Genomic DNA, 23,133 nt, shown 5'->3' with positions numbered 1-23,133 from the left:
TCCATGACAGCCCATCCCGACGTTACCCTTCAACTGACCGACACCGAGCAGCCGGCCGCCCGAGACTTCATCAGCCGCAAGCTCGGCGAATTCAACCACGCGATGACGGGGTGTGCCGATACAGCCGCGCTCGACGTCTACGTGACCGATCCCGCGACCGGCGAGGTATTGGGCGGCCTCACCGGCCGGACGTCGCTGGGCCTGTTCTTCATCGACCTGTTCTATCTGCCCGAATCGCTGCGCGGCGGCGGCTTCGGCAGCCGGCTGCTACGCGAGGCCGAAGCGGAAGCGAAGCGACGCGGGTGCGCGCGTGCGGTGCTGTACACGATCTCGTTCCAGGCACCGGACTTCTACCGGAAGCACGGTTACGAGACGTTCGGCGAAGTGCCGTGCGAGCCGGAAGGCGCGGCGCGCGTGTTCATGGTCAAAGTGCTCTGAGCGTGAAGGAGCGGCAACGGGCCGCTTCCCGACATCCCATGACACACCGGTTGCCCCGCATCGCTCACGGATCATCGCCCGGGCGCCGCCCGCTCGACGATCATGTCGTACAGCGCGCGTGCCGCGGGTGACAGTTGTGCGTTCCGGCGCATGACGAGCACGAGCGTGCGCGACACCGACGGCTCGATGAGCTCGATCGTGCGGACCATCGGATACGCATTCTTCTGGATCGCGAGCTTCGGCACGACGGCCGCGCCGAGCCCTTCCGCGACGAGCCCGAGCGCCGTCGAACTACGCTGCACCTCGTAGAACGAATGCAGCGACACGCCGCTCGTTTTCAGCGCGCCTTCGAGCAGCCCGCGATTGCCGCTCACTTCGCCGGCGAAGATCAGCGGATGCGGCTGCAGCGTCGCCCAGCGGATGCGCCGCCGCTTCGCGAGCGGGTGATCGTCGCGGCACACGAGTACGTAAGGGTCATGCGTGAGCGGCACGCTGACGAGTTCCGGGTGCTGGTCGCCGGCGATGCCGATGCCGAATTCCGCCTCGCGCCGCAGCACGGCCTGCAGCACCGACGCCGACGCGTGATCGAGAATCTTCACGCGATCGTGCGGACGGTGCCCGGAAAACGCGCGCAGGATGCGCGGCAGGTACTGCACGCCGACCGTCGGCACGCACGCGATCGTGACGTCGCCGCGCTGGCTCAGGCCCGTCTCGCGGATTTCGGTCAGCGCGTCGGAGAGCTCGTTCAGCAGCCGGCGCGCCTGCGGCAGGAAACGCCGGCCGATCTCGGTCAGCGTGGTGCGGCGCGTCGTGCGTTCGACCAGCGCGACGCCGAGATACGCCTCGAGCTTGCGCAGCCGCTGCGTGATCGCCGTTTGCGTGACATGGAGCGTATCGGCTGCCTGCCTGAAGCTGCCGCCGTCGGCAATCGCGACGAAAGCCTGGACACCGAGCGTATCGATTTTCATCAGAATTTTGAATCAATCACGATATTAAATTCATTTTACTGAAGGCCGGCGGCAGTCGCAGAATGCGCTGGACCGATGGCCAGCCGCTTCCCCCGCGCGGATGCGCGGCGGCCGCTCATGCCGACAAGGAGATCTATCGTGACGACCCCGCTCGATCAATACGCGAATCAGTACGTGCAGTTCGAGGACGAACGGACACGGCCGGTGCGCGACCTGCTGGCCGCCGTGCCGAACACACCGATCCATACGGCGATTGATATCGGCTGTGGGCCCGGCAATTCGACGGAAGCGCTGATCGCGCGCGCGCCGGACGCGACGATCCACGGGATCGATGCGTCGGCGGACATGATCGCGGCCGCGCGCAAGCGCCTGCCGGCGCTGCGTTTCGACGTGGCCGATGTTTCCACCTGGGACGATCCGGGCGGCTATGACCTGATCCTGTCGAACGCGGTGCTGCAATGGGTGCCCGCGCACGACGCGCTGTTCCCGATGCTCGTCGGCCGGCTCGCGCGAGGCGGCCACCTCGCGGTGCAGATGCCCGACAATCTCGACGAACCCGCGCACCGGCTGATGCGCGAAGTCGCGGCGGCCGGGCCGTGGGCCGACAAGCTGAAAGGCGCGGCGCGCACCGAGCGGTTCGATGCGCGTTATTACCATGCGCTACTCGCGCCGCTGTGCTCGCGCGTGGACGTGTGGCGCACGACCTATTACCACCCGCTGCGCGGCGGCGCGGATGCGGTCGTCGAATGGTTCAAGGGCAGCGCGCTGCGGCCGTTCCTTGCGGCGCTCGACGCGTCCGAACAGCGCGCGTTTCTCGCGCGCTATCGCGACGCGCTGGCCGGGCCGGACGGTTATCCGGCGCAAGGCGACGGCACGGTGCTGCTGCCGTTTCCGCGCCTGTTCATCGTGGCGACGCGCAAGTAACGTGGCAACGACGCGGCATCGATTAGACCGATGGCCGTGCGTCAGCGCACCGCCTCCACCGATGCCGGTACGCCGACGCGGTGGCGCAGGTCAGCGCAAGATGGCCGGCGGTGCGCCGCCGTCGCGCGCTTCGGCGGCGGGGCGCGCGGCGGTGACCGAACCCCACGCGGCGAGTTCGCGCTTCGTGCGTACGCCGAGCTTCGCGAAAGCACGCTTCACGTAAGACTCGGCCGACGCGACCCGCACGCCGAGAATCCCGGCGGTTTCCGGCACGGTTTTGCCGGAGAGCAGGTGCTTGCAGGTTTCGTATTCGCGCTTCGACAGCTTCACGCCGTCGGCCGCGAGCCGCGCATCGAATTGCGCGAGCGGATGGACGTCGGGCGTCGCGTGCGCGATGCGCCGCGCGGCGGTGGTCGACGCATGCAGTTCGAGCAGCGGGAACAGCATGTCGCTGATGCTGCGGAAGCGGTTCATCTCGGCGAGCGTGAACGGCGGGCGGTCGCGGCCGCGCTCCAGCGCGATCGAATGCTGCGAATAGCGCGTGCCGCGTGCGAGCACGCATTCATGCCCGATATGCACGTCGTCGAACAGGCGCTGGCGGAACTCGCCAGGCGGGATCGCCGCGATGTCGCGCACGACGAGCATCGTGCCCGTCTTGCCGCGCAGCCCCGCGAACAGCGGGTCGCTGTCGAGAAAGCGCTCGTAGTAGAGCGTCATCACGTCGGAGATTTCGGTGGACGCGGCGCCGATGCCGCTGCTGCCGATCCATTCGCAACGGTAGCCGGTCGGCATCGTCGCGTCGACGCGCGAGCGTTCGACGTGTGCGACGTCGAGCGGCACGATATCGTTCAGCAGTTGCATGAGGCGCGGCACGAAGTGCGGCGTGCCGACCGTCTCGATCAGCTCGCCCAATGCCTTGAACGATACGTTGAAGCGGTCGTTGTCGCGGTGGAAGGAATTCACGTTGAGCAGCATGCGGTTCCGAAGGGCCTGTTCCGCCCATGACCCGCGTTCCCCTGATACGAAAAAAACAGGTGTCGGGCCGGCCCTCGGCGGGGCCGACCGCCCGCCCGTCATCCGCGGGAGCACGCCCTTGACGCGGCTGGATTCTAGCGCTTGCCGTTCGCCCCGTAAAACGTCGCGCGTCACCCCGAAGAGGGCATACCGGGGCAGTGTAAACGAGTCACTGCATCTCCACCTTTTTTCTTGCGCGGCTACGCGTCGATGCGTGCCACCTCGCCGACGAGCAGCCCGTACGATGGCTGCCCGCGAGCGCCATCGCGGCGATGCAGGTGGGCCACGGTCGTCTCCTGTGTTCTATGCGCCGGCCGGCGCGCGCGAACGAGGCGGCCGGATCGAATGGCGTTGGAGCGAACGTTGGAGCCGTGGCGCGGCGTGCGTGACATTTGGGCAGGCATCCCGTTAATGGGATGTTCAGCGCCACGATATGTGGCAGCGGGGGAGCACTGCATCGTGCCTCAGTTTCCCATCGCCTCCTTCGCACTGACCCAGCCCTGCACGGCGCCGGCTTGCGGATTGCGATACCGCACCTTCAACCACCGGAAATCGTCGCTCGCGTCGATCACCTCCACCGTGTCGCCCGCGACGACATAGCGGCGCGTGGGTGCGTCGGCCATCGCGACGTGCAGCGGCAGGCGCGCCGGCCGCACCTTGAACGTGACCGTGCCGCCATCATGATCCTGCGGGCGGCGCGACACGCGCCCGCCGTGCTCGTCGTAGGTGAGCAGCATCGACGACGGGCCCGAGTCGCCGTCGAGCAGATCGCGCAGATCGTCGGGGATCGCTTCGCTGGTTTGATACAGATACATCTTGCCGTTGCCGTCGAAGCGGTACGCATCGGTGTACCAGATCGGGCCGCCGCGGCACGAGCTGTACAGCGTGCGCGTTTTCGGCTTCGCTTGGACGTTGATCAGGTCGTCGCAATTGCCGTGCGGCCCGTTGCCCGCCGGCATCTTCAGCGGTTCGAACCGCTGGCGCGCGGGGTCGTACAGGTAGATGCCGTAGTTCTCGTTGACCATGCCGAGCACCGCGCGCATCGCGAGATCGCGATGGCCGTCGAAGTTGTAGTCGTCGGTCGCGAGGTGGTAGCGGCCTTCCTCGTCGGCGGCGGTGACGGCCAGCGTCTGGGTCGTTCCGCTCGGCAGGAAGCGGACCGTGACGTGCGCGCCGTCGGTGCGCTCGACGCGTGCCGTGACGGCATCGTCGACCTTGAACTCGAGCAGCGGCCGGGCGGCGTGCGCGGCGGGTGCGATCGACGCACACGTGGCGAACAGCAGCGCGGCGACACGGGCAAGCGGGTGGAATCGCGGAAATCGTGTCATGGGCGGTTGTCGTGGCGAGGAAGAGCGTGCAGGCGACCGATCAACCACGCGTGCTGTCGTCGCGATAGCCGTCCTTGCCGACGAAGATTTCATTCAACGCGGCGCGCAGCGTGACCGGATCGTACTGACCGGGCGCGAGATGGATCACGTAGCGCGTGTGGCCGTCGAGACGCGCGGCGACGCCCGGTTCGATCTCGACGTCGATCGTGTCGTCGGTCGGCCGCACCGACAGATCCTTGACGCGCAGGTTGAGCTGGTCGCGCACCATCACTTCGATCAGCGTGTCGTCCGGAAAGCGCGACAGCGCGAAGCAATAGTCCTGCTCCGCGTCGTGACAGTAGATGTTGGCGAAGCTTTCGTCGTCGTCGAGGTCGGACGTGGCCGCGCCGACGGTAGCGTGAAGTTCCATGAACGTGGGTTCCTGCGTGGGGTTAGCGGGGGGCATGCGCCGTCGGCTCGATTGCGGCCGGGGCGTTGGGTGTCGCGTCGGCGTGCGCGTCGCGTGCCTTCAGCCACAGCCCGAGTTCGCGCATCACGTCGACCACCGGCCGCAGCCGGTCGCCGTCCGCGGTGAGATCGTACTCGACGCGCACCGGCACTTCCGGATAGACGGTGCGCCGCACGAGGCTCGCGTCTTCCCGGCGCCGTGCCGATGCGAGATATTAGCGCCCGCGTCGCGGCGAATCGATACATGGACAACCCACGAAGGAAACGCACGAAGCTCTATCACGCTCCCGGCAGCTGTTCGCAGGCGATCTGCATCGTGCTGCGCGAAGGCGGGTTCGACGCGGAGATCGTCGAGGTCGACGCGCGCAAGCATGTCGTCGAGGACGGCCGCAATTACTACGACGTGACCGAACTCGGCTACGTGCCGCTGCTCGAACTCGACGACGGCACGATGCTGCGCGAAGGGCCGGTGATCGCGCAGTATCTCGCGGACCAGCGCCCGGAAGCCGCGCTTGCGCCCGCTTACGGCACGCTCGCGCGCTACCGGCTGATGGAATGGCTGAACTTTCTCGGCACCGAGATCCACAAGGGTTTCATCCCGCTGCTGTATGCGGTGCAGGCGGGGAAGTACGTCGAGCCCGTGCGGCAGAAGCTCGACGGTCGCTTCGCGTGGATCGACCGCCAGCTCGACGGCAGGACGTTCGTCACCGGCGACACGTTCACGGTCGCGGATGCGTACCTGTTCGCGCTGACCGGCTGGGGCAAGGCCGACTGGATGCGTTCGGTGTACAACGCGGATATCGACCTGAGCCGGCATGCGCATCTGCGTGCGTGGTACGAGCGGGTGCGCGAGCGGCCGGCCGTGCAGGCCGTGCTGGCGGCGGACGGCCTGCTGCGATGACGCGCGGCGCCCACTGCGGGGAATGCGCATCATTTCGTCGTAGTGACGCAGCGCCATGCCGCGACGGGCCGCGCTATAATCGCCGCCATGAAACTGTTTCGGACTTTCATCCTGCTGCTGCTGTGCGCGGTGCTGCCCATCACTGGGCTGGCAGCCAGCGGCCTGACCGGTGAATGTCCGATGCAGCACACGATGTCGATGGACGCGGATACGGGCATGAACATGGCCATGTCCGCCGACATGAGCAACTGCGATTCGATGCAGCCGCCCTCCGCCGATCACGCGAAGGCCAAAGCCAAGGGCATGGCCTGCAAGGTAACGGCCCAATGCCAGTTCGGCAGTCTCTACCACCCGGCCGCCCGCGTCGACGTCAGCCGTCCCGCTGCCTTCGCCAGCACGATCGTCTTCCACTACACGCAGTCCGTCCCGGCTCGCGACCCGAACGGGTTGTGGCGCCCGCCACGCATCAGCTGATCCCGATTTGACCGGTTCACCGCGCACGCGGTGAGGTTTCGTCCTGTGCGCAGGACGTGGAATCCCTTTGGGTTCCGATTTGGGGTTACACCATGTCATTCGCTTTCCGCACGCCGCGCATGCCGCGTGCATGCCGGCGCGCGCCCGTATCGTGGGCCGCGCTGCTGATGGCGGGCGCGGTTCACGCGCAGCAGTCGCCGCTCACGCTGGACGCCGCGCTGCAGTCCGCCACCGATCGTTCCGCGTCGATGCAGGCCGCCCAGGCTTCCGTGCTCGCGCGTGCCGAAGCGGCCGTCAGGGCCGGCCAGTTGCCGGACCCGATGCTCAAGGCCGGCATCGACAACCTGCCGATCAACGGCGGGCAGCGCCTCACCGTCGGCCAGGACTTCATGACGATGCGCCGCATCGGCATCGAGCAGGAATGGGTGTCCGGCGACAAGCGGCGGCTGCGTACCGCGCTGGCCGACCAACAGGTCGGCCGCGAGCGCGCGGGCTATCTCGTGGAGCTGGCGGCCGTGCGCCGGCAGACCGCGGCCGCGTGGCTCGATGCCGTCTACGCGAAGCAGGCGCTCGCGCTTCAGCAGGCGTTGCTCGGTCACATGAACCATGAACTCGACGCGACGCAGGCGTCGTATCGCGGCGCGAAGGCGAGCGCGGGTGACGTCGTGCAGGCGCGCGCGATGCTCGCGCAGACGCAGGACCAGGTGCTCAAGGCGCAGCAGACGTATCGCACCGCGCTCGTCGCGCTGGCCCGCTGGACGGCGGCGCCCGTGACGGACGTGACGGGTACGCCGCCCGCGCCCGAATCCGTCGTATCGGCATTACCGCCGGACGAGCTGCGCGTGTCGCAGCCGGCGCTCGTCGCCGCCGCGGACGATATCGCGGTGGCCGAAGCCGACGCCGCGGTCGCGAACAGCGAGCGCAGCCCCAACTGGACGTGGGAAATCGCGTACCAGCAGCGCGGCGGCGCGTATTCGAACATGGTGTCGGTGGGCGTCTCGATCCCGCTGCCGCTCAATCGCAAGAATCGCCAGAACCGCGACGTGGCCGAAAAGGCGGCGCTCGCGACGAAGGCGCGCCTGATGTACGAGGACACGCTGCGTCAGGTACAGGCCGACATCCGCACGCAATCCGACACGCTGGCGAGCGGCCGCGAACGTATCGCGAACCTGAGCGCCGCGCTGTTGCCGGCCGCCGATCAGCGCGTGCAGCTCGCGACGGCCGCGTACCGGGCCGGCACGGGGTCGCTCGCCGACACGTTCGCCGCGCGGCGTGCGCAACTCGAAGCGCAGTTGCAGGTGCTCGACCTCAGGCGCGACGTGTCGCAGACCTGGGCGCAGCTCGAATATCAGGTCGTGCCGTCGGCGATGGCCGCCGCTCAGTGAAGGAGACGCTCATGACAAGGCAATCACTGATGCGTGCGGCGCTGATCGCATCCGCCGGCGCGATACTCGTCGGCGCCGGCTATGTCGTCGGCGTCCGCCATGCGATGAACGGCGCGGCGGCGTCCGCCGTGCCCGCTGCCGCGCCGTCGGGCGCGCCGGCGCCGCAGGCCGCGCGCAAGGTCCTGTACTGGCACGACCCGATGGTGCCGAACCAGCACTTCGACAAACCGGGCAAATCGCCGTTCATGGACATGCAGTTGCAGCCCGTCTATGCGGACGAAGGCGGCGACGCACCGGGCGTCCGGATCGATCCGGGCCTGCAGCAGAACCTGGGCATTCGCTATGCGACCGTGCGCCGGCAGCAGACGGCGGCCGGCTTCGACGCGGTGGGCGCCACGCAGTTCGACGAAGCGCGCGCGGCGGTCGTGCAGTCGCGCGTGACCGGCTACATCGACCATCTGTATGCACGCGCGCCGATGCAGCGCATCGCGAAGGGCGCGCCGGTCGCATCGCTGTTCGTGCCCGACTGGCTCGCGCCGCAGGAGGAATATCTCGCGCTGAAGCGCGGCGGGATGGACGGCAGCCTGCTCGACGCGGCGCGCGCGCGGATGCGGGCGCTGTCGATTCCGGACGGCATGATCGCGGCCCTCGACCGCACCGGCCGCGCGCAGACGCACGTCGTGCTGAGTGCGCCGGAGGCCGGCGTCGTCAGCGAGCTGAACGTGCGCGACGGCGCGATGGTCGCGCCCGGCCAGACGCTTGCGAAGATCGCCGGCTTGTCGACGCTGTGGCTGATCGTCGAGGTGCCCGAGGCGCTCGCGCTGAACGTGCAGCCGGGGATGTCGGTCGACGCGACGTTCGCGGGCGATCCGGCGCGGCATTTCAGCGGACGCATCCGCGAAGTGCTGCCCGGCATCAGCACGGGCAGCCGCACGCTGCAGGCGCGCGTGGAGATCGACAACGCATCGCTGAAGCTCACGCCCGGCATGCTGATGCGCGTGCGGGTCGCGGAGAAGGAGACGGTGTCGCGCCTGCTCGTGCCATCCGAGGCCGTGATCGCGACCGGCCGGCGCACGATCGTCATCGCGAAGCTCGGCGACGGCCGGCTCCAGCCGGTGTCGGTGACGGTCGGCAACGACGTCGGCGGCGACACGGAAGTGCTCGACGGGCTGAACGAGGGCGACACGGTCGTCGCGTCGGGGCAGTTCCTGATCGATTCGGAAGCCAGCCTGAAAAGCGTGTTGCCGCGGCTGGAGCGGGCGGCCGGGGCAAGCGCGGCCGCATCGTCCGTGCCGGCAACCGCGCCGGTCTACGAAACCACCGGCAAGGTGGAGAAAGTCACGGCCGACGACATCACGTTCTCGCATCAGCCGGTGCCGGCGCTTGGCTGGGGCGAGATGACGATGGCGTTCGGCAAGCCGTCGGCGCACGCGTTTTCCGACGTGAAGCCGGGCCAGACCGTGCGTTTCGCGTTCACGCAGACCGACGACGGCTACCGGCTGACGAAGGTCGAGCCGCAGCGAGGTGAGCGATGATCGCGCGCATCATTCACTGGTCCGTCCACCACCGGTTTCTGGTGCTGCTGGCCACCGTGCTGCTCGCGGCATGGGGCGTGCATTCGCTGCGACAGACGCCGCTCGACGCATTGCCCGACCTGTCGGATACCCAGGTGATCGTGAAGGCGTCGTATCCGGGCAAGGCGCCGCAGATCGTCGAGGATCAGGTGACCTATCCGCTGACGACGACGCTGCTCGGCGTGCCGGGCGCGAAAACCGTGCGCGCGTATTCGTCGTTCGGCGACGCGTTCGTCTACGTGCTGTTCGACGACCGCACCGATCCGTACTGGGCGCGCTCGCGCGTGCTCGAATACCTGAGCCAGGTGCAGAGCCGCCTGCCGGCCGGCGCGACCGTGTCGCTCGGCCCGGATGCGACCGGCGTCGGCTGGGTCTACGAGTACGCGCTCGTCGATCGCACCGGCCGTCACGATCCCGGCCAGCTGCGCGCGCTCAACGACTGGTTCCTGAAGTTCGAGCTGAAGGCCGTGCCGGACGTATCGGAAGTCGCGAGCATCGGCGGCATGGTGCGCCAGTACCAGGTCGTGCTCGATCCCGACAGGCTGCGCGCGTACGGCATCACGCAGGCGGCGGTCGCGGAGGCGCTCGGCAAGGCCAACCAGGCATCCGGCGGCTCGGTCGTCGAGCTGGCCGAGTCGGAGTACATGGTGCGGTCGTCCGGCTACCTGCGCACGCTCGACGATTTCCGTCGCGTCGTGCTGCGCACCGACGACGCCGGCACGCCGGTCCTGCTCGGCGACGTCGCGCGCATCCAGGTCGGCCCGGCGATGCGGCGCGGCATCGCGGAGCTGAACGGGCAGGGCGAGGTGACGGGCGGCGTCGTCGTGATGCGCTCGGGCAAGAACGCGCTGACGACGATCGACGCGGTGAAGGCGAAGCTCGCCGAGCTCAAGCGTTCGCTGCCGGCCGGCGTCGAGATCGTCACGACCTACGATCGTTCGCAACTGATCGCGCGCGCGGTCGACAACCTGACGGACAAGCTGGTCGAGGAATTCGTCATCGTCGGCGTCGTCTGCGCGGTGTTCCTGTTCCATCTGCGCAGCGCGCTGGTCGCGATCCTGTCGCTGCCGCTCGGCGTATTGGCCGCGTTCATCGTGATGCGCTATCAGGGCGTGAACGCGAACCTGATGTCGCTCGGCGGGATCGCGATCGCGATCGGCGCGATGATCGACGCGGCGATCGTGATGATCGAGAACGCGCACAAGCATCTGGAAGCGTACGACCGCGCGCATCCCGGCGAGCCGATCACGGCCGCGCGCCGCTGGGAACTCGTCGCGGCCTCGGCCGCGGAGGTGGGGCCCGCGCTGTTCTTCTCGCTGCTGATCATCACGCTGTCGTTCGTTCCAGTGTTTTCGCTGGAAGGGCAGGAGGGCAAACTGTTCGCGCCGCTGGCGTTCACGAAGACCTATACGATCGCGGCCGCCGCGGGGCTGTCGGTGACGCTGGTGCCGGTGCTGATGGGCTATCTGGTGCGCGGCCGCATTCCGCCCGAGCACGCGAACCCGATCAACCGCGTGCTGATCCGCCTGTACCGGCCGCTGCTCGACGCGACGCTGCGGCGCCCGTGGGCCGCGATCGGCGTCGCGGTCGTCGCGCTCGTGGTGACGGCCGTGCCGTTGTCGCGCCTCGGCGGCGAATTCATGCCGCCGCTCGACGAAGGCGATCTGCTGTACATGCCGACCGCGCTGCCGGGCATCTCGGCCGACAAGGCGAGCGAGCTGCTGCAGCAGACCGACCGGCTGATCAAGACCGTGCCCGAGGTCGACACGGTGTTCGGCAAGTCGGGCCGCGCCGATACGGCGACCGACCCGGCGCCGCTCGAGATGTTCGAGACGACGATCCGCTTCAAGCCGCGCAGCGCGTGGCGGCCGGGCATGACGCCGGAGAAGCTGATCGACGAACTCGACCGGACGGTGAAGGTGCCGGGCCTGTCGAACGTGTGGGTGCCGCCGATCCGCAACCGGCTCGACATGCTGTCCACCGGGATCAAGACGCCGGTCGGCGTGAAGATTTCCGGGCCGGACCTCGCGGGGATCGACGCGATCGCGACGCAGGTCGAGGCCGCCGTGAAGCGCGTGCCGGGCGTGACGTCCGCGCTCGCGGAGCGGCTGAACGGCGGCCGCTACATCGACGTCGACATCGACCGGCTCGCCGCCGCGCGTTACGGGCTGTCGGTGGCCGATATCCAGTCGGTCGTGTCGTCGGCGATCGGCGGCGAGGACGTCGGCGAAGTGATCGCGGGACGCGAGCGCTTCCCGATCAACATCCGCTATCCGCGCGAGATCCGCGATTCGCTCGAGAACCTGCGGCAGTTGCCGATCGTCACCGCGCGCGGCGCGCAGATCCGCCTCGGCGACGTCGCGCGTATCGCGATCGCCGACGGGCCGCCGATGATCCGCAGCGAGAACGCGCGGCTGTCCGGCTACGTGTACGTCGATCTCCGCGGTACCGACCTCAGCACGGCCGTGCGCGCGATGCAGCAGACCGTCGCGCGGCAGGTTGCGTTGCCGCCCGGCTATTCGATCGCATGGTCGGGGCAGTTCGAGTATCTCGAACGCGCGGCGGCGACGCTGCGCACCGTCGTGCCCGTCACGCTCGTCGTGATCTTCGTGCTGCTGTTCGTCACGTTCGAGTCGGCGGCCGACGCGCTGCTGCTGATGTCGACGGTGCCGTTCGCGCTGGTCGGCGGGTTCTGGCTCGTGTGGGCGCTCGGCCATGCGGTGTCCGTCGCGACGTCGGTGGGTTTCATCGCGCTGGCGGGCGTGGCCGCGGAATTCGGCGTCGTGATGCTGCTGTACCTGAAGGGTGCGCTGCAGCGCCGGCTCGACGCAGGCGAACCGCCGACCGATGCGTTGCTGCTCGATGCGATCCGCGAAGGCGCGGTGCTGCGCGTGCGGCCGAAGGCGATGACGGTCGCCGTCGTGCTCGCCGGGCTCGTGCCGATCATGATCGGCCACGGCGCCGGTTCCGAAGTCATGCAGCGGATCGCCGCGCCGATGGTCGGCGGCATGGTCACGGCGCCGCTGCTGTCGATGTTCGTCATTCCCGCCGCGTGGCTTCTGCTTCAGCGCCGTCGTGCGCGAAGCGCGGGCCGCGCGCGGCATTCCGATGCAGTTCCTTCCGGCACGAACGTGCCATCCCTTCCCACCGGAGAATCACGATGAAGATGAATCAACTGATCGCCACTGCAACCGCTGTCGTCGCGCTGACCGCTTTCGCGGTACCGGCGTCCGCCGCCGGCGACATGTCGGGCATGGACATGCCCGGCATGAAGATGTCGTCGGGCGGCGCGACGGATTCGAACGCCGCGCTGACCGACGCCGAAGTGAAGAAGGTCGATGCCGCGAGCGGCAAGATCACGCTGAAGCACGGCGCGCTGGAGAATGTCGGGATGCCGCCGATGACGATGGCGTTCAAGGCTAAGGATGCGGCGATGCTCGCGCACGCGCGTGCGGGCGACAAGGTCAAGGTGCGGATCGAGAAGGTCGACGGCACGTTGACGATCGTCAAGCTCGTCAAGGCTTCCTGAGCGTCCGGATGCGGATGGCGCCGCCGCCCGCGACCGGCGCCATGAAACGCGCCGCGCCGACGTGTCCGTCGGCCGGCGCGCCCGCCCGGCGCATTCAGCGCGTGAGCGTCAGCACCAGATATCCCGCATAACCGGCACCGTTCGCCAGCAGCGCCCAGATCGCAAGCCCGCGCGTGCGCGCGTTGATGCGCAGCCACGCGGCCGCGGCGAGCGTGATGATCACGCCGGTCAGCACTTCGGGGCGCGGCTCCCACGGCGTCAGCATGATGCCGATCGCGGGCAGCAGCGTGCCCTGGAACACCATCGCGCCGGTGATGTTGCCGAACGCGAGCGTGTCCTTCCCGCGGCGGATCCACAGCACGCTGTTGACTTTCTCCGGCAGTTCCGTCGCGATCGGCACGATGATCAGCGACAGCAGCAGCGCCGAGATGCCGAGCGCATGCGACACGCCTTCCACGCCGTGGATGAAGCCCTTCGCGCCGCCGACCAGCAGCGCGACGCCGATCAGCAGTTGCAGCACGATCGTCGCCAGGTTGGCCGGCAGACCGACGCGCGACAGGAACATCGCGTGCGGCGCCTCGGTGCCATGCCCGGCATCGACGAGCCCGGTCGACGCGCGCAACGTCAGCACGACGTACATCACGTAGAGGCCGACCAGCATCGCGGCGAGCAGCGCGCGCACGGCCCAGTTGTGATGCGGGACGAACATCGCGGCGGCCGCCAGCGAGAACGCGGCGAGGAAGGTGTTCATGTCGCGCGCGAAGCCCGTGCGTTCGGGCGCGAGCGTGCCGCGCAGCCCGCGCGAGCGGATCACGGCGAGCGTCATCAGGAACGTGGTGAGCGTCGCGAGCATCAGCGGCGCGCCCAGGATCGCGCCGACGCCGATCTCCTCGTTCACGGCCTGGTTCGATGTGCCGCCGGCCAGCGCGAGCAGCGGCACCATCGTTTCGGGCAGCGCGGTGCCGACGGCCGCGAACAGCGAGCCGGTCACGCCTTCGGAAATCTTCAGGCGTTCGCCGAGATGTTCGAGCGCATTGGTGAAGAGTTCGGCCGCGACGAGGATGACGATCAGCATGAACGCCAGTTCGACGAACATGAACGTCATGCGGCACCTCCGCAGGCAGCGGTGGCGTGGGGGAGGTGAGCAGGGAGGGACATGGGGACTCCGTGGTCGGACGCTGACGAACCATGACACATCCGCCGCCGTCCGACCAGGAACGACGCGACGTGCCGATGGTCTCGCCAGGCCGATCAGGCTGAACGCGCCACGGCCGCAGGCCGAGTGTGTTGACGCGTTCGCTTTCCGGCGGACGGAAAGCAGGCTACTCCCCAAAGACGGAAATCAGTCTAGCCGAGCGGTTTTCCTTCGACAAGCCTTCGTCTCGAAAAATATACCCCTCCACCCTATAGGGTCAGCCTTCCGGATATATACTCCCCTACCCTATACCGGAGCCGCCGATGAGTCATACCGTTCGCGAAAAACAGAAGCTGCTGAACCGCGTGCGCCGTATCAAGGGGCAGGTCGAGGCGATCGAGCGGGCGCTGGAAGAAGAGCGCGGCTGCAACGACGTGCTGCAATTGATCACGAGTTGCCGCGGCGCGATGAACGGCTTGCTGGCCGTCGTGCTGGAAGACCACATCCGGTCGCATCTCGTCGATGCGGACACGGCCGACGCGCACGAGGGCAGCGCGACCGAGCAACTGATCGACGTCGTGCACAGCTATTTCAAGTAACCGGGCCGGAACATGAACGAATTCAATGGCTCGCCGGCCGGCGGTGCGCACAGCCACGCGTTTCTGGGCGCCGCGCACACGCGCAATGAGCGAAAGACGTGGATGGTCATCGGCCTGTGCACGGCGATGATGATCGCCGAGATCGTCGGCGGCACGTTGTTCGGCTCGCTCGCGCTGGTCGCCGACGGGCTGCACATGTCGACGCACGCGGGCGCGATGCTGATCGCCGCGCTGGCCTACACCTATGCGCGCCGGTACGCCGACGATCCGCGCTTCGTGTTCGGCACCGGCAAGCTCGGCGACCTGGCCGGCTTCACGAGCGCGATCGTGCTGGCGATGATTGCGTTGCTGATCGGCTACGAGGCGATCGCGCGCCTGCTGGCGCCGGTGCCGATCCATTTCGACGAAGCGATTCCGATCGCCGTGCTGGGGCTCGCCGTGAACCTCGCCAGCGTGTGGCTGCTGAGCGGCGACCACCATCACGGGCATGGTCACGGCCATCACCACGCGCACGCGCATGACCACCACGATGACCATGACCACGACGACCACGCGCACCATGATCGCGGTTCGCACTCGGCCGCGCATCGCGACCACAACATCCGGTCGGCCTACGTTCACGTGATCGCCGACGCGGCCGTGTCGGTGCTGGCGATCGTCGGCCTGCTGCTCGCGCGTGCGTTCGGATGGGGCTGGATGGACCCGCTCGCGGGCATCGTCGGCGCGCTGGTGATCGCCAACTGGTCGTACGGGCTGATGCGCGATACGGGCGAGATCCTGCTCGACGTCAACGTCGATCGCCCGCTGACGGACAACGTGCGTCGCGCGATCGAGGCGCTCGGCGACACGGTCAACGATCTCCATGTGTGGCGCGTGGGCCCCGGGCACATGAGTGCGATCGTGTCGGTCGAATCGGGCGACGCCGCGCGCGATGCGCGTTTCTACCATGCGCTGCTCGCGGGCTTCGACGGCATGTCGCACGTGACGGTCGAAGTGATGACACCTGCGAAGGCGGCCTGATCGTGGCCGTGAAATCGCCGTGTATCGACCTGTGCGCGTTCGACGGCCGCACGGGTTTTTGTGTCGGCTGCCTGCGCACGCGCGACGAGGCGCGCGACTGGAAGAAGCTGACCGATCATCGCCGGCATCAGATACTGAACGATCGTAAGCGCCGGCAGGCGAAGCTCCAGCGCGATACGGCGGAATAGCAAGGGCACGCGTTCCCCGGCTCGGCATCGCGGGCGTGCGGTAGCATCACGGGCATTCAGCTTCAGGATTCCTGAACCGGGGAGCGACCCATGCAGACCGACTCATCGACCGGCATTCTTCGGCAGATTCCCCGCAGCGTGTGGGTGCTCGGCTGTGTCAGCCTGCTGATGGACGTGTCGTCCGAAATCATCCACAGCCTGTTGCCGATGTTCCTGATGGCGGGCCTTGGCGCGAGCGCGACGACGATCGGCCTGATCGAAGGGATCGCCGAGGCGACGTCGCCGGTCGTCAAGGTGTTCTCCGGCACGCTGAGCGACTACCTGCGCAATCGCAAATGGCTCGCGGTAGCCGGCTATGCGCTCGGCGCGCTCAGCAAGCCGCTGTTCGCGATCGCGCCGACGATCGGCGTCGTGGTGACCGCGCGGATCGTCGACCGCGTCGGCAAGGGGGTTCGCGGCGCGCCGCGCGATGCGCTCGTCGCCGACGTCACGCCCGTTCACCTGCGCGGCGCCGCGTACGGACTGCGCCAGGCGCTCGACACGGTGGGCGCGTTCCTCGGGCCGCTGCTGGCCGTCGTCATCATGCTGGCGTGGCGCGACGATTTCCGCCTCGCGTTCTGGCTCGCCGTGATCCCCGGCGTGCTGGCCGTGGCGCTGCTCGCGTTCGGCATCGACGAGCCGGCGCGTGTACCCGGCGAGAAGCGCGTGAACCCGATCCGCCGTGCGGTCGTCGCGCAACTCGGCACCCGCTACTGGTGGGTCGTGGCCGTGGGCGGCGTGTTCGCGCTCGCGCGTTTCAGCGAGGCATTCCTGGTGCTGCGCGCGATGGGCAGCCGCGTGCCCGTCGCACTCGTGCCGCTCGTGATGGTCGCGATGAACGTCGTGTATGCGTTGTCCGCTTACCCGTTCGGCAAGCTCGCCGATACGACGAGCCACACGAAACTGATGGTGATCGGGCTGGTGCTGCTGATCGCCGCCGATGTCGTGCTGGCGCACGGCGCGCACTGGCCGACCGTGCTCGTCGGCGTCGCGCTGTGGGGGCTTCATATGGGGATGACGCAAGGGCTGCTCGCGACGATGGTCGCGCAGGCCGCGCCGGCCGAACTGAGAGGGACCGCGTTCGGCGTGTTCAACCTGATCAGCGGGGTCGTGACGCTCGTATCGAGCGTCGTCGCGGGCGCGCTGTGGGACCGGGCAGGCGCCGCCGCCACGTTCTACGCGGGAGCCGTATTCAGCGCGGCGACCATCGTGCTGCTCGTGTGCGTTCGCACGTCGTTCGGCGTGGTGCGGGATCGCTAGCGCTGAACGCGGTGGCGCACGATCTAACCATCGGCGCCGTGCGGAAAGTACAGCGCGAACGTCGTGCGCCCGTCGCGGCTTGCAACCTCCACCTTGCCGCGGTGCAGTTCCATGATCGACTTCACGATCGCGAGCCCGAGCCCCGCGTTGCGCGCCGCACCGTGCCGCGACGAATCGATCCGGTAGAAGCGCTCGAAGATCCGCTCGATCTGTTCGGGCGGGATCGCCGCGCCGCGATTCGTGACTTCGACGACCGCGTAATCGCCCTGGGTCGACACCGCCAGCTCGATCGTCGACGTGGCTTGCGCGTGTTCGAGCGCATTCGACGCGAGGTTGCTCACCGCGCGCCGGAACAGCGTCGCGTCCGCGACGACCGGCGCTTCGCCGCGCACGTCGATGCGCACGCCGGCTTCGTCGGCCAGCGCCTGGAAATACGACGCGAGCCGGCGCAATTCGCCACCCGCGTCGAGTTTGGCGGCCTTCAGATGCTGCGTTGCATTGTCGGTGCGCGCGAGAAACAGCATGTTCTCGATCATCCGCTGCAGCCGTTCGCATTCCTCGATGTTTGATTCGATCAGCGTCTCGTATTCGTCCGTCGAGCGGGCGCGCGACAGCGTGATCTGCGACGAGCTGATCACGTTCGCGAGCGGCGTGCGCATGTCGTGCGCGAGATCGGACGAGAACTGCGACAGCCGCACGAACGCGCGTTCGAGCCGGTCGAGCATCCGGTTCACCGACGTGGCGAGCTCGCGCAATTCGACCGGGCCGCCGCGCGCGTCGAGGCGCGCGTTCAGGTTGTGCGCCTCGATGCGCGACGTCTGCCGGCCGAGGCTTTCGACCGGGCGCAGGCCGCGCGACGCGACCGCGTAGCCGAGCGCGCCGACGAGCAGCGCGCCGACGGCTGCCGCGAGCCAGATATCGACCCGATAGCTTTCGAGCAGCGACTGCCGATCGGCCGCGGTGCGCGCGAGCGCGACGTGGATCGTTTCGCCGGATGGCAGCGTTTCGCGTGCAACCACGCAGCGCGACGTGCCGATGCCGGGCGGCGCGCATGTGAACGGGCCGTCGGCGCCGCCAGCCGGATGTGGCGCGGCGATCACCGACGCGAGCGTATTGCCGGCTGCGTCGGAATGCTCGACGAGCGGGCGGTTCCCTGCGTCGTAGATGCCGAGATAGACGCCCGGATGCGACAGCAGCACGTCATGGAACACGGCCGGATCGGCGCGCAGCGCGGCCGTCGATCCGCTGGCGCGCGCGAGTTGCAGGAACTGGTTGAGCTTGCCGGAGATCTCGATGTCGTCGCGCCGCGTCAGCTCCGCGGACAGCGAGCGGTACAGATACGCGCCGGTCAGCGCGAACACGAGCGCCGCGACGGCGGCGAACGCGAGCGTGAGGCGCCGCAGCAGCGAATACGAAGCGGAGCGCGCGGTCACGAACGATCCTCGAGCACGTAGCCCATGCCGCGAATCGTGTGGATCAGCTTGTTCTCGTACGCGTTGTCGATCTTCGCACGCAGGCGCTTGATCGCTGCATCGACGACGTTCGTGTCGCTGTCGAAATTCATGTCCCAGATCTGCGACGTGATGAAGGTGCGCGTCAGCACCTCGCCCTCTCGTTCGGCGAGCAGTTGCAGCAGCGCGAATTCCTGCGCGGTCAGGTCGATGCGGGCATCGGCGCGCCGCACGCGGCGCTTGAGCAGGTCAATTTCGAGATCGGCGACGTGCAGGACGTCGCGCACGTTGCGCGGCGCGCGCCGCAGCAGCGAGCGGATGCGCGCCAGGAATTCGGCATACGCGAACGGCTTGAGCAGGTAATCGTCGGCGCCGAGCTCGAGCCCGGCGACCTTGTCCTCGATCGCGTCGCGCGCCGTGAGCAGCAGCACGGGCGTCTGCTTTTGCGCGCGCAGCCGCTTCAGCACCTCGAAGCCGTCCAGCTCCGGCAGCATCACGTCGAGCACGACCAGGTCGAAATCCTCGTGCAGCGCGAGGAACAGCCCGTCCTGGCCGTTTTCCGCGACGTCGACCGTATAGCTCGCCTCCATCAACCCCTTCCGGAGGTAGGACGCCATCTTCGGTTCGTCTTCGACTATCAGTATCCGCATGGTGAGGCAGGCTGTCCGTGATTCCAGCCGGTCAGTGTAACGCCAGAGCGTACGGCGTCGCGCGTGCGCGAAGGATGACCGGCGGATGACGGAATTGTCATGAAAAACCGGTCATGGTTCGGCCATCTCGTCGTCACCGCGGCGGCGCTAAGCTGCGGCCGTCTTGTCCCCGGAGCGCGCCGTCGTGCGCCGCGCCGGCCCAACGGTCGCTGTCCCGATTTCGCTTCCATGTCGTACTGGCGCACATTCGTTCTCGTCGTGTTGCTCGCGCTGAGCCTGCCGATCCAGTCGTTCGCGGCTGTGTCGATGCCATGCGCGGGCGCCGCCGTGTCGCATGGGGACAGCGCGCCGCACACGCTATCGGCCGCGCAGGACGGGCATCACGATCACGGCGACCACGCGCGGCATGCGACGTCGTGCGCCGCGTGCGTGTCCTGCTGCTTCGGCGCGGCCATGTCGGGCACGCCCGCGGTGCCCGCCGCGGCGAGCGTCGGCGTCGCGATCGTCGCGCCGCCGCGCTCGGCCGGGGACGTGTCGTTCCTGACCGGCGGCATCGACCGGCCGCCTCGCCGAATGCCCGTCTAGCTCCTGCCCGCGGCGGACCCGCCGCGATCCCGCTATTTGCTCCGGCCGACGCATCGCGCCACGCCGGACGACTGACGACGAGACATGTTCATGCGATTGATCATTGCGGCGCTCTGGAGCGCGGCGGCCCTCGCGCCGTCGCTCGTGCCGGCGCAAACCCGGTTTCCCGATCCGGCCGACGCCGCCGCGTCGGTGCCGGACGTCACCGTGACGTCCGCGTTCGACGGCTACCGGCCGTATCGGGACGACGCAGGCCCGGGCTGGCAGCAACTGAACCGGGACGTGGCGGAGCGGCCCGCGAAAGGGCGCACGAGCGGCGCCGCGGCCGGCAACGGCGCCGCCCATTCGACACACGGCGGGGCCGCGCGATGACGACGCTCGCGATATCGCCGAGGATCGGCGCGGCTGCGGTCGTGCTGGCGATCCTCGCGGGCTGCACGACGTTTTCGAAGGACGGCGGCTTCGACGCCGTGTCGTCCGTCGCATCCGAGCGCATCGGCAAGGAGGCGGTGGCTGTGCGGACCGACGCCGACCGCGAAGCCGTCGACCGGCGGACGACGGAATTGCTCGCGAAACCGCTGTCGATGGACGATGCGGTGCAAATCGCGCTGCTGAACAACCGCGGCCTGCAGGCGTCGTACGCAGAACTCGGGCTGTCGGAGGCCGACCTCGTGCAGGCCGGCCGGCTGCCGAACCCGCGCTTCGCATTCAGCCGCACGCGTGCCGGCGACGGCGAGCTGACGCTCGGCCGCACGTTCTCGGCGAACGTGTTCGCGCTGCTGACGATGCCGCTCTCGACGCATATCGAACGCCGCCGCTTCGAGCAGACCAAGCTCGAAACGGCCGACGCGATGCTGAAGGTCGCGGCCGACGCGCGCCGCGCGTATGTCGAGGCCGTCGCCGCCGAGCAGGCCGCGAACTATGCGCAGCAGGTGCGCGAGGCCGCCAGCGCGGCCGCCGAACTCGCGCTGCGCATGCGGCAGGCCGGCAACTTCAGCCGGCTCGACCATGCACGCGAACAGGCGTTTCACGCCGACGCGGTCGCGCAGCAGGCGAAGGCGCGCCAGCAGGCCGTCGCCGCACGCGAGAGGCTCACGCGCGCGATGGGGCTGTGGGGCGAACGCACGCGGTACACGCTGCCCGAACGCTTGCCGGATTTGCCGAAGGCGCGCCCGGACCTGCCCGATCTCGAACGCTTCGCGATGAGCAACCGCCTCGACATCCAGGCGGCGAAATTGCAGACGCAAGGCGTCGCGTCTTCGCTTGGCCTCAGCAAGGCCACGCGCTTCGTCAACGCGGTCGAGCTCGGCTACGTGAACGACTACGAAACCGGCAAGGGCCACGAGCACGGCTACGAGATCAGCGTCGAGATTCCGCTGTTCGACTGGGGCGGCGCGAAGGTCGCGCGCGCCGAGGCGATCTACATGCAGTCCGCGAACCGGCTCGCGAAAACCGCCATCGATGCCCGCTCCGAAGTGCGCGAATCGTACGCGGCGTACGTGACGAGCTACGACGTCGCCACGCACTACCGCGATGAAGTCGTGCCGCTGCGCAAGACGATCTCCGACGAACTGCTGCTGCGCTACAACGGGATGCTCGCGAGCGTGTTCGAGCTGCTGACCGATGCGCGCGAACAGGTCGGCGCGATCAACGGCTACATCGATGCGCTGAAGGACTACTGGCTCGCCGAAACCGATCTGCAGATGGCCGTCGGCGGCCGGTTGCCGTCGTCGGATGCCGTGCCGCGCGCGACGCATTCCGCCGCATCCGCATCCGCTGCAAAACCCGACGCCGCGCCGCAGCCGGCTTCCACTCCCGCGGCGCCGTCGGCGCCCGCCACGCAACCGCATCCGGAAGGTCATTGACATGGTGTCCCGTCGACAATTTCTCAGCGGCTCGGGCGCCGCGCTGCTCGGTGCGGCGATGGTCAGCCGGGCCGGCGCCGCGTCGCTGCCCGAAGCGCGCACGATGGCGAAAGCCGGCACGCAGCCGCCGCTCGTGCCGCCCAACGGCCGCCCGTACACGCCCGTCGCGACGCTGAACGGCTGGTCGCTGCCGTGGCGGATGAAGAACGGCTGGAAGGAGTTCCACCTGACGGCCGAGCCCGTCGTGCGCGAGATGGCGCCCGGCATGAACGCGAACCTGTGGGGCTACAACGGCCAGTCGCCGGGCCCGACGATCGAGGCCGTCGAAGGCGACAAGGTCCGCGTCTTCGTGACCAACCGGCTGCCCGAGCACACGACGATCCACTGGCACGGGCTGCGGCTGCCGAACGGGATGGACGGCGTCGGCGGCCTCACGCAGCCGCATATCCCGCCGGGCAAGACGTTCGTCTACGAGTTCCGGCTCGAAGCGCACGGCACGTTCATGTATCACCCGCACGCCGACGAGATGGTACAGATGGCGATGGGGATGATGGGCATGTTCATCGTACATCCGAAGGATCGCGGCACGATGCCGGTCGACCGCGATTTCGTGTTCCTGCTCGCCGCGTACGACATCGACCCGGGCAGCTACACGCCGCGCGTAAACGAGATGACCGACTTCAACATGTGGACCTTCAACTCGCGCGTGTTCCCCGGCATCGATCCATTGCCGGTGCGCGCGGGCGACCGCGTGCGGATTCGTTTCGGCAACCTGACGATGACGAATCATCCGATCCACCTGCACGGCTACAGCTTCGAAGTCGCGGGCACCGACGGCGGCTGGATTCCGCCGGCCGCACGCTGGCCGGAAGTGACGGCCGACGTCGCGGTGGGCCAGATGCGCGCGATCGAGTTCACCGCCGATCGTCCGGGCGACTGGGCGTTCCATTGCCACAAGTCGCACCACACGATGAATGCGATGGGCCACCAGGTGCCGAACCTGATCGGCGTGCCGCAGAAGGATCTCGCGAAGCGGATCGGCAAGCTCGTGCCCGACTACATGGCGATGGGCAGCACGGGCGGCGCGATGGGCGGCATGGAAATGCCGCTGCCCGACAACACGCTGCCGATGATGACCGGCACGGGCCCGTTCGGGCCGCTGGAGATGGGCGGCATGTTCACGGTGCTCAAGGTGCGACAGGGGCTTGGGCGCAACGACTATCGCGATCCGGGCTGGTTCCGGCATCCGAAGGGCACCGTCGCGTACGAATACACCGGCGAATTGCCGGACGGCTGAAGCAGCACGCGGCGGCCGCGCCGATGCGGCCGCCGGTTTCCATTCACTCACACGGGAGTCGA

At 68.3% G+C, this 23,133-nt stretch carries 23 protein-coding genes, 1 pseudogene and 1 riboswitch; of the genes and pseudogenes, 16 read left to right on the top strand and 8 right to left on the bottom strand.

Annotation, left to right across the window (positions count from 1 at the left end):
- Positions 1–3: 3 nt before the first annotated feature.
- The gene (locus tag C5F75_RS29280) at positions 4–438 is read left to right on the top strand and encodes a GNAT family N-acetyltransferase (protein WP_104013146.1); all 435 of its coding nucleotides are present in this window, start codon (positions 4–6) and stop codon (positions 436–438) included.
- Positions 439–509: 71 nt separating this feature from the next.
- Here the strand turns inward: C5F75_RS29280 and C5F75_RS29275 are convergent, their stop codons facing one another.
- Positions 510–1,406: a LysR family transcriptional regulator gene (locus C5F75_RS29275; RefSeq protein WP_104013145.1), complete on the bottom strand. Its 897-nt coding sequence runs from the start codon at positions 1,404–1,406 to the stop codon at positions 510–512.
- Between the two features lie 138 nt (positions 1,407–1,544).
- Here C5F75_RS29275 and tam point away from each other — a divergent pair, with 138 nt between their 5' ends.
- Positions 1,545–2,330 carry a trans-aconitate 2-methyltransferase gene (gene tam / locus C5F75_RS29270; protein ID WP_104013144.1) on the top strand — a complete coding sequence of 262 codons (786 nt, stop codon included), beginning with the start codon at positions 1,545–1,547 and terminating at the stop codon, positions 2,328–2,330.
- Positions 2,331–2,420: 90 nt separating this feature from the next.
- Here the strand turns inward: tam and C5F75_RS29265 are convergent, their stop codons facing one another.
- From C5F75_RS29265 to C5F75_RS29250, 4 genes and pseudogenes are all read right to left on the bottom strand, one after another.
- Positions 2,421–3,305, bottom strand: a complete 885-nt coding sequence (locus C5F75_RS29265) for a helix-turn-helix transcriptional regulator (protein ID WP_104013143.1) — start codon at positions 3,303–3,305, stop codon at positions 2,421–2,423.
- 503 nt (positions 3,306–3,808) lie between these two features.
- Positions 3,809–4,672, bottom strand: coding sequence for an XAC2610-related protein (locus C5F75_RS29260; RefSeq protein WP_099317026.1), 864 nt, complete (start codon positions 4,670–4,672; stop codon positions 3,809–3,811).
- A 40-nt stretch (positions 4,673–4,712) separates the two neighbouring features.
- A complete protein-coding gene (locus C5F75_RS29255) occupies positions 4,713–5,081 on the bottom strand; it encodes a hypothetical protein (RefSeq protein WP_104013142.1) in 369 nt (122 codons plus the stop codon).
- Between the two features lie 22 nt (positions 5,082–5,103).
- Positions 5,104–5,319, bottom strand: a pseudogene (locus tag C5F75_RS29250) (winged helix-turn-helix transcriptional regulator); the annotation flags it as partial.
- A gap of 44 nt (positions 5,320–5,363) precedes the next feature.
- Between C5F75_RS29250 and gstA the strand changes: the two are divergent.
- From gstA to C5F75_RS29220, 6 genes are all read left to right on the top strand, one after another.
- Positions 5,364–6,020: a glutathione transferase GstA gene (gene gstA, locus C5F75_RS29245; RefSeq protein WP_104013141.1), complete on the top strand. Its 657-nt coding sequence runs from the start codon at positions 5,364–5,366 to the stop codon at positions 6,018–6,020.
- An 87-nt stretch (positions 6,021–6,107) separates the two neighbouring features.
- On the top strand, positions 6,108–6,494 hold the full coding sequence (locus tag C5F75_RS29240) for a hypothetical protein (protein ID WP_059579699.1): 387 nt from the start codon (positions 6,108–6,110) through the stop codon (positions 6,492–6,494).
- 92 nt (positions 6,495–6,586) lie between these two features.
- Positions 6,587–7,879, top strand: a complete 1,293-nt coding sequence (locus C5F75_RS29235; RefSeq protein ID WP_104013140.1) for a TolC family protein — start codon at positions 6,587–6,589, stop codon at positions 7,877–7,879.
- Positions 7,880–7,890: 11 nt separating this feature from the next.
- Positions 7,891–9,414, top strand: a complete 1,524-nt coding sequence (locus C5F75_RS29230; RefSeq protein ID WP_104013153.1) for an efflux RND transporter periplasmic adaptor subunit — start codon at positions 7,891–7,893, stop codon at positions 9,412–9,414.
- The gene (locus tag C5F75_RS29225; RefSeq protein ID WP_104013139.1) at positions 9,411–12,617 is read left to right on the top strand and encodes an efflux RND transporter permease subunit; all 3,207 of its coding nucleotides are present in this window, start codon (positions 9,411–9,413) and stop codon (positions 12,615–12,617) included. The genes C5F75_RS29230 and C5F75_RS29225 overlap by 4 nt, the downstream gene beginning before the upstream one ends.
- Entirely contained in the window at positions 12,614–12,982 is a 369-nt protein-coding gene (locus C5F75_RS29220; RefSeq protein ID WP_059579708.1) for a copper-binding protein, read from the top strand. The genes C5F75_RS29225 and C5F75_RS29220 overlap by 4 nt, the downstream gene beginning before the upstream one ends.
- Positions 12,983–13,076: 94 nt before the next feature.
- On the opposite strand, the gene C5F75_RS29215 is transcribed toward C5F75_RS29220, so the two are convergent.
- Entirely contained in the window at positions 13,077–14,087 is a 1,011-nt protein-coding gene (locus tag C5F75_RS29215) for a sodium:calcium antiporter (protein ID WP_059579712.1), read from the bottom strand.
- 64 nt (positions 14,088–14,151) lie between these two features.
- Positions 14,152–14,325, bottom strand: a riboswitch (yybP-ykoY riboswitch).
- 115 nt (positions 14,326–14,440) lie between these two features.
- On the opposite strand from C5F75_RS29215, the gene C5F75_RS29210 reads away from it, so the two are divergent.
- The 4 genes from C5F75_RS29210 (at position 14,441) to C5F75_RS29195 (ending at position 17,223) form a co-directional block, all read left to right on the top strand.
- Positions 14,441–14,716 carry a metal/formaldehyde-sensitive transcriptional repressor gene (locus C5F75_RS29210; protein WP_059579714.1) on the top strand — a complete coding sequence of 92 codons (276 nt, stop codon included), beginning with the start codon at positions 14,441–14,443 and terminating at the stop codon, positions 14,714–14,716.
- A 12-nt stretch (positions 14,717–14,728) separates the two neighbouring features.
- Positions 14,729–15,736 (top strand): CDF family Co(II)/Ni(II) efflux transporter DmeF, encoded by a 1,008-nt coding sequence (gene dmeF, locus C5F75_RS29205; RefSeq protein ID WP_059579718.1) that lies wholly within the window; start codon positions 14,729–14,731, stop codon positions 15,734–15,736.
- 2 nt (positions 15,737–15,738) lie between these two features.
- Positions 15,739–15,924 carry a DUF1289 domain-containing protein gene (locus tag C5F75_RS29200; RefSeq protein ID WP_059579721.1) on the top strand — a complete coding sequence of 62 codons (186 nt, stop codon included), beginning with the start codon at positions 15,739–15,741 and terminating at the stop codon, positions 15,922–15,924.
- A 90-nt stretch (positions 15,925–16,014) separates the two neighbouring features.
- Entirely contained in the window at positions 16,015–17,223 is a 1,209-nt protein-coding gene (locus C5F75_RS29195; protein ID WP_060011780.1) for an MFS transporter, read from the top strand.
- Positions 17,224–17,246: 23 nt separating this feature from the next.
- Here C5F75_RS29195 and C5F75_RS29190 read toward each other — a convergent pair whose 3' ends face one another.
- Both C5F75_RS29190 and C5F75_RS29185 read right to left on the bottom strand, forming a co-directional pair.
- Positions 17,247–18,656, bottom strand: coding sequence for a heavy metal sensor histidine kinase (locus tag C5F75_RS29190; protein ID WP_059579727.1), 1,410 nt, complete (start codon positions 18,654–18,656; stop codon positions 17,247–17,249).
- Positions 18,653–19,324 carry a heavy metal response regulator transcription factor gene (locus C5F75_RS29185; protein ID WP_059579730.1) on the bottom strand — a complete coding sequence of 224 codons (672 nt, stop codon included), beginning with the start codon at positions 19,322–19,324 and terminating at the stop codon, positions 18,653–18,655. The genes C5F75_RS29190 and C5F75_RS29185 overlap by 4 nt, the downstream gene beginning before the upstream one ends.
- 228 nt (positions 19,325–19,552) lie before the next feature.
- Here C5F75_RS29185 and C5F75_RS29180 point away from each other — a divergent pair, with 228 nt between their 5' ends.
- The 4 genes from C5F75_RS29180 to C5F75_RS29165 all read left to right on the top strand — a co-directional run bounded on the left by C5F75_RS29180 (position 19,553) and on the right by C5F75_RS29165 (position 23,071).
- A complete protein-coding gene (locus C5F75_RS29180; protein ID WP_060011782.1) occupies positions 19,553–19,909 on the top strand; it encodes a hypothetical protein in 357 nt (118 codons plus the stop codon).
- 90 nt (positions 19,910–19,999) lie between these two features.
- Complete coding sequence (locus tag C5F75_RS29175) at positions 20,000–20,281, top strand: hypothetical protein (protein ID WP_059579842.1); 282 nt, start codon at positions 20,000–20,002, stop codon at positions 20,279–20,281.
- A complete protein-coding gene (locus C5F75_RS29170; protein ID WP_060011784.1) occupies positions 20,278–21,774 on the top strand; it encodes a TolC family protein in 1,497 nt (498 codons plus the stop codon). Before C5F75_RS29175 ends, C5F75_RS29170 begins: the two co-directional genes overlap by 4 nt.
- 1 nt (position 21,775) lies before the next feature.
- Entirely contained in the window at positions 21,776–23,071 is a 1,296-nt protein-coding gene (locus tag C5F75_RS29165; protein WP_104013138.1) for a multicopper oxidase family protein, read from the top strand.
- Positions 23,072–23,133 lie beyond the last annotated feature (62 nt).

The organism is Burkholderia anthinoferrum, assembly GCF_002925705.1.
Classification (GTDB): Bacteria; Pseudomonadota; Gammaproteobacteria; order Burkholderiales; family Burkholderiaceae; genus Burkholderia; species Burkholderia semiarida.
This window is presented reverse-complemented; position numbering and strand designations above follow the sequence as displayed.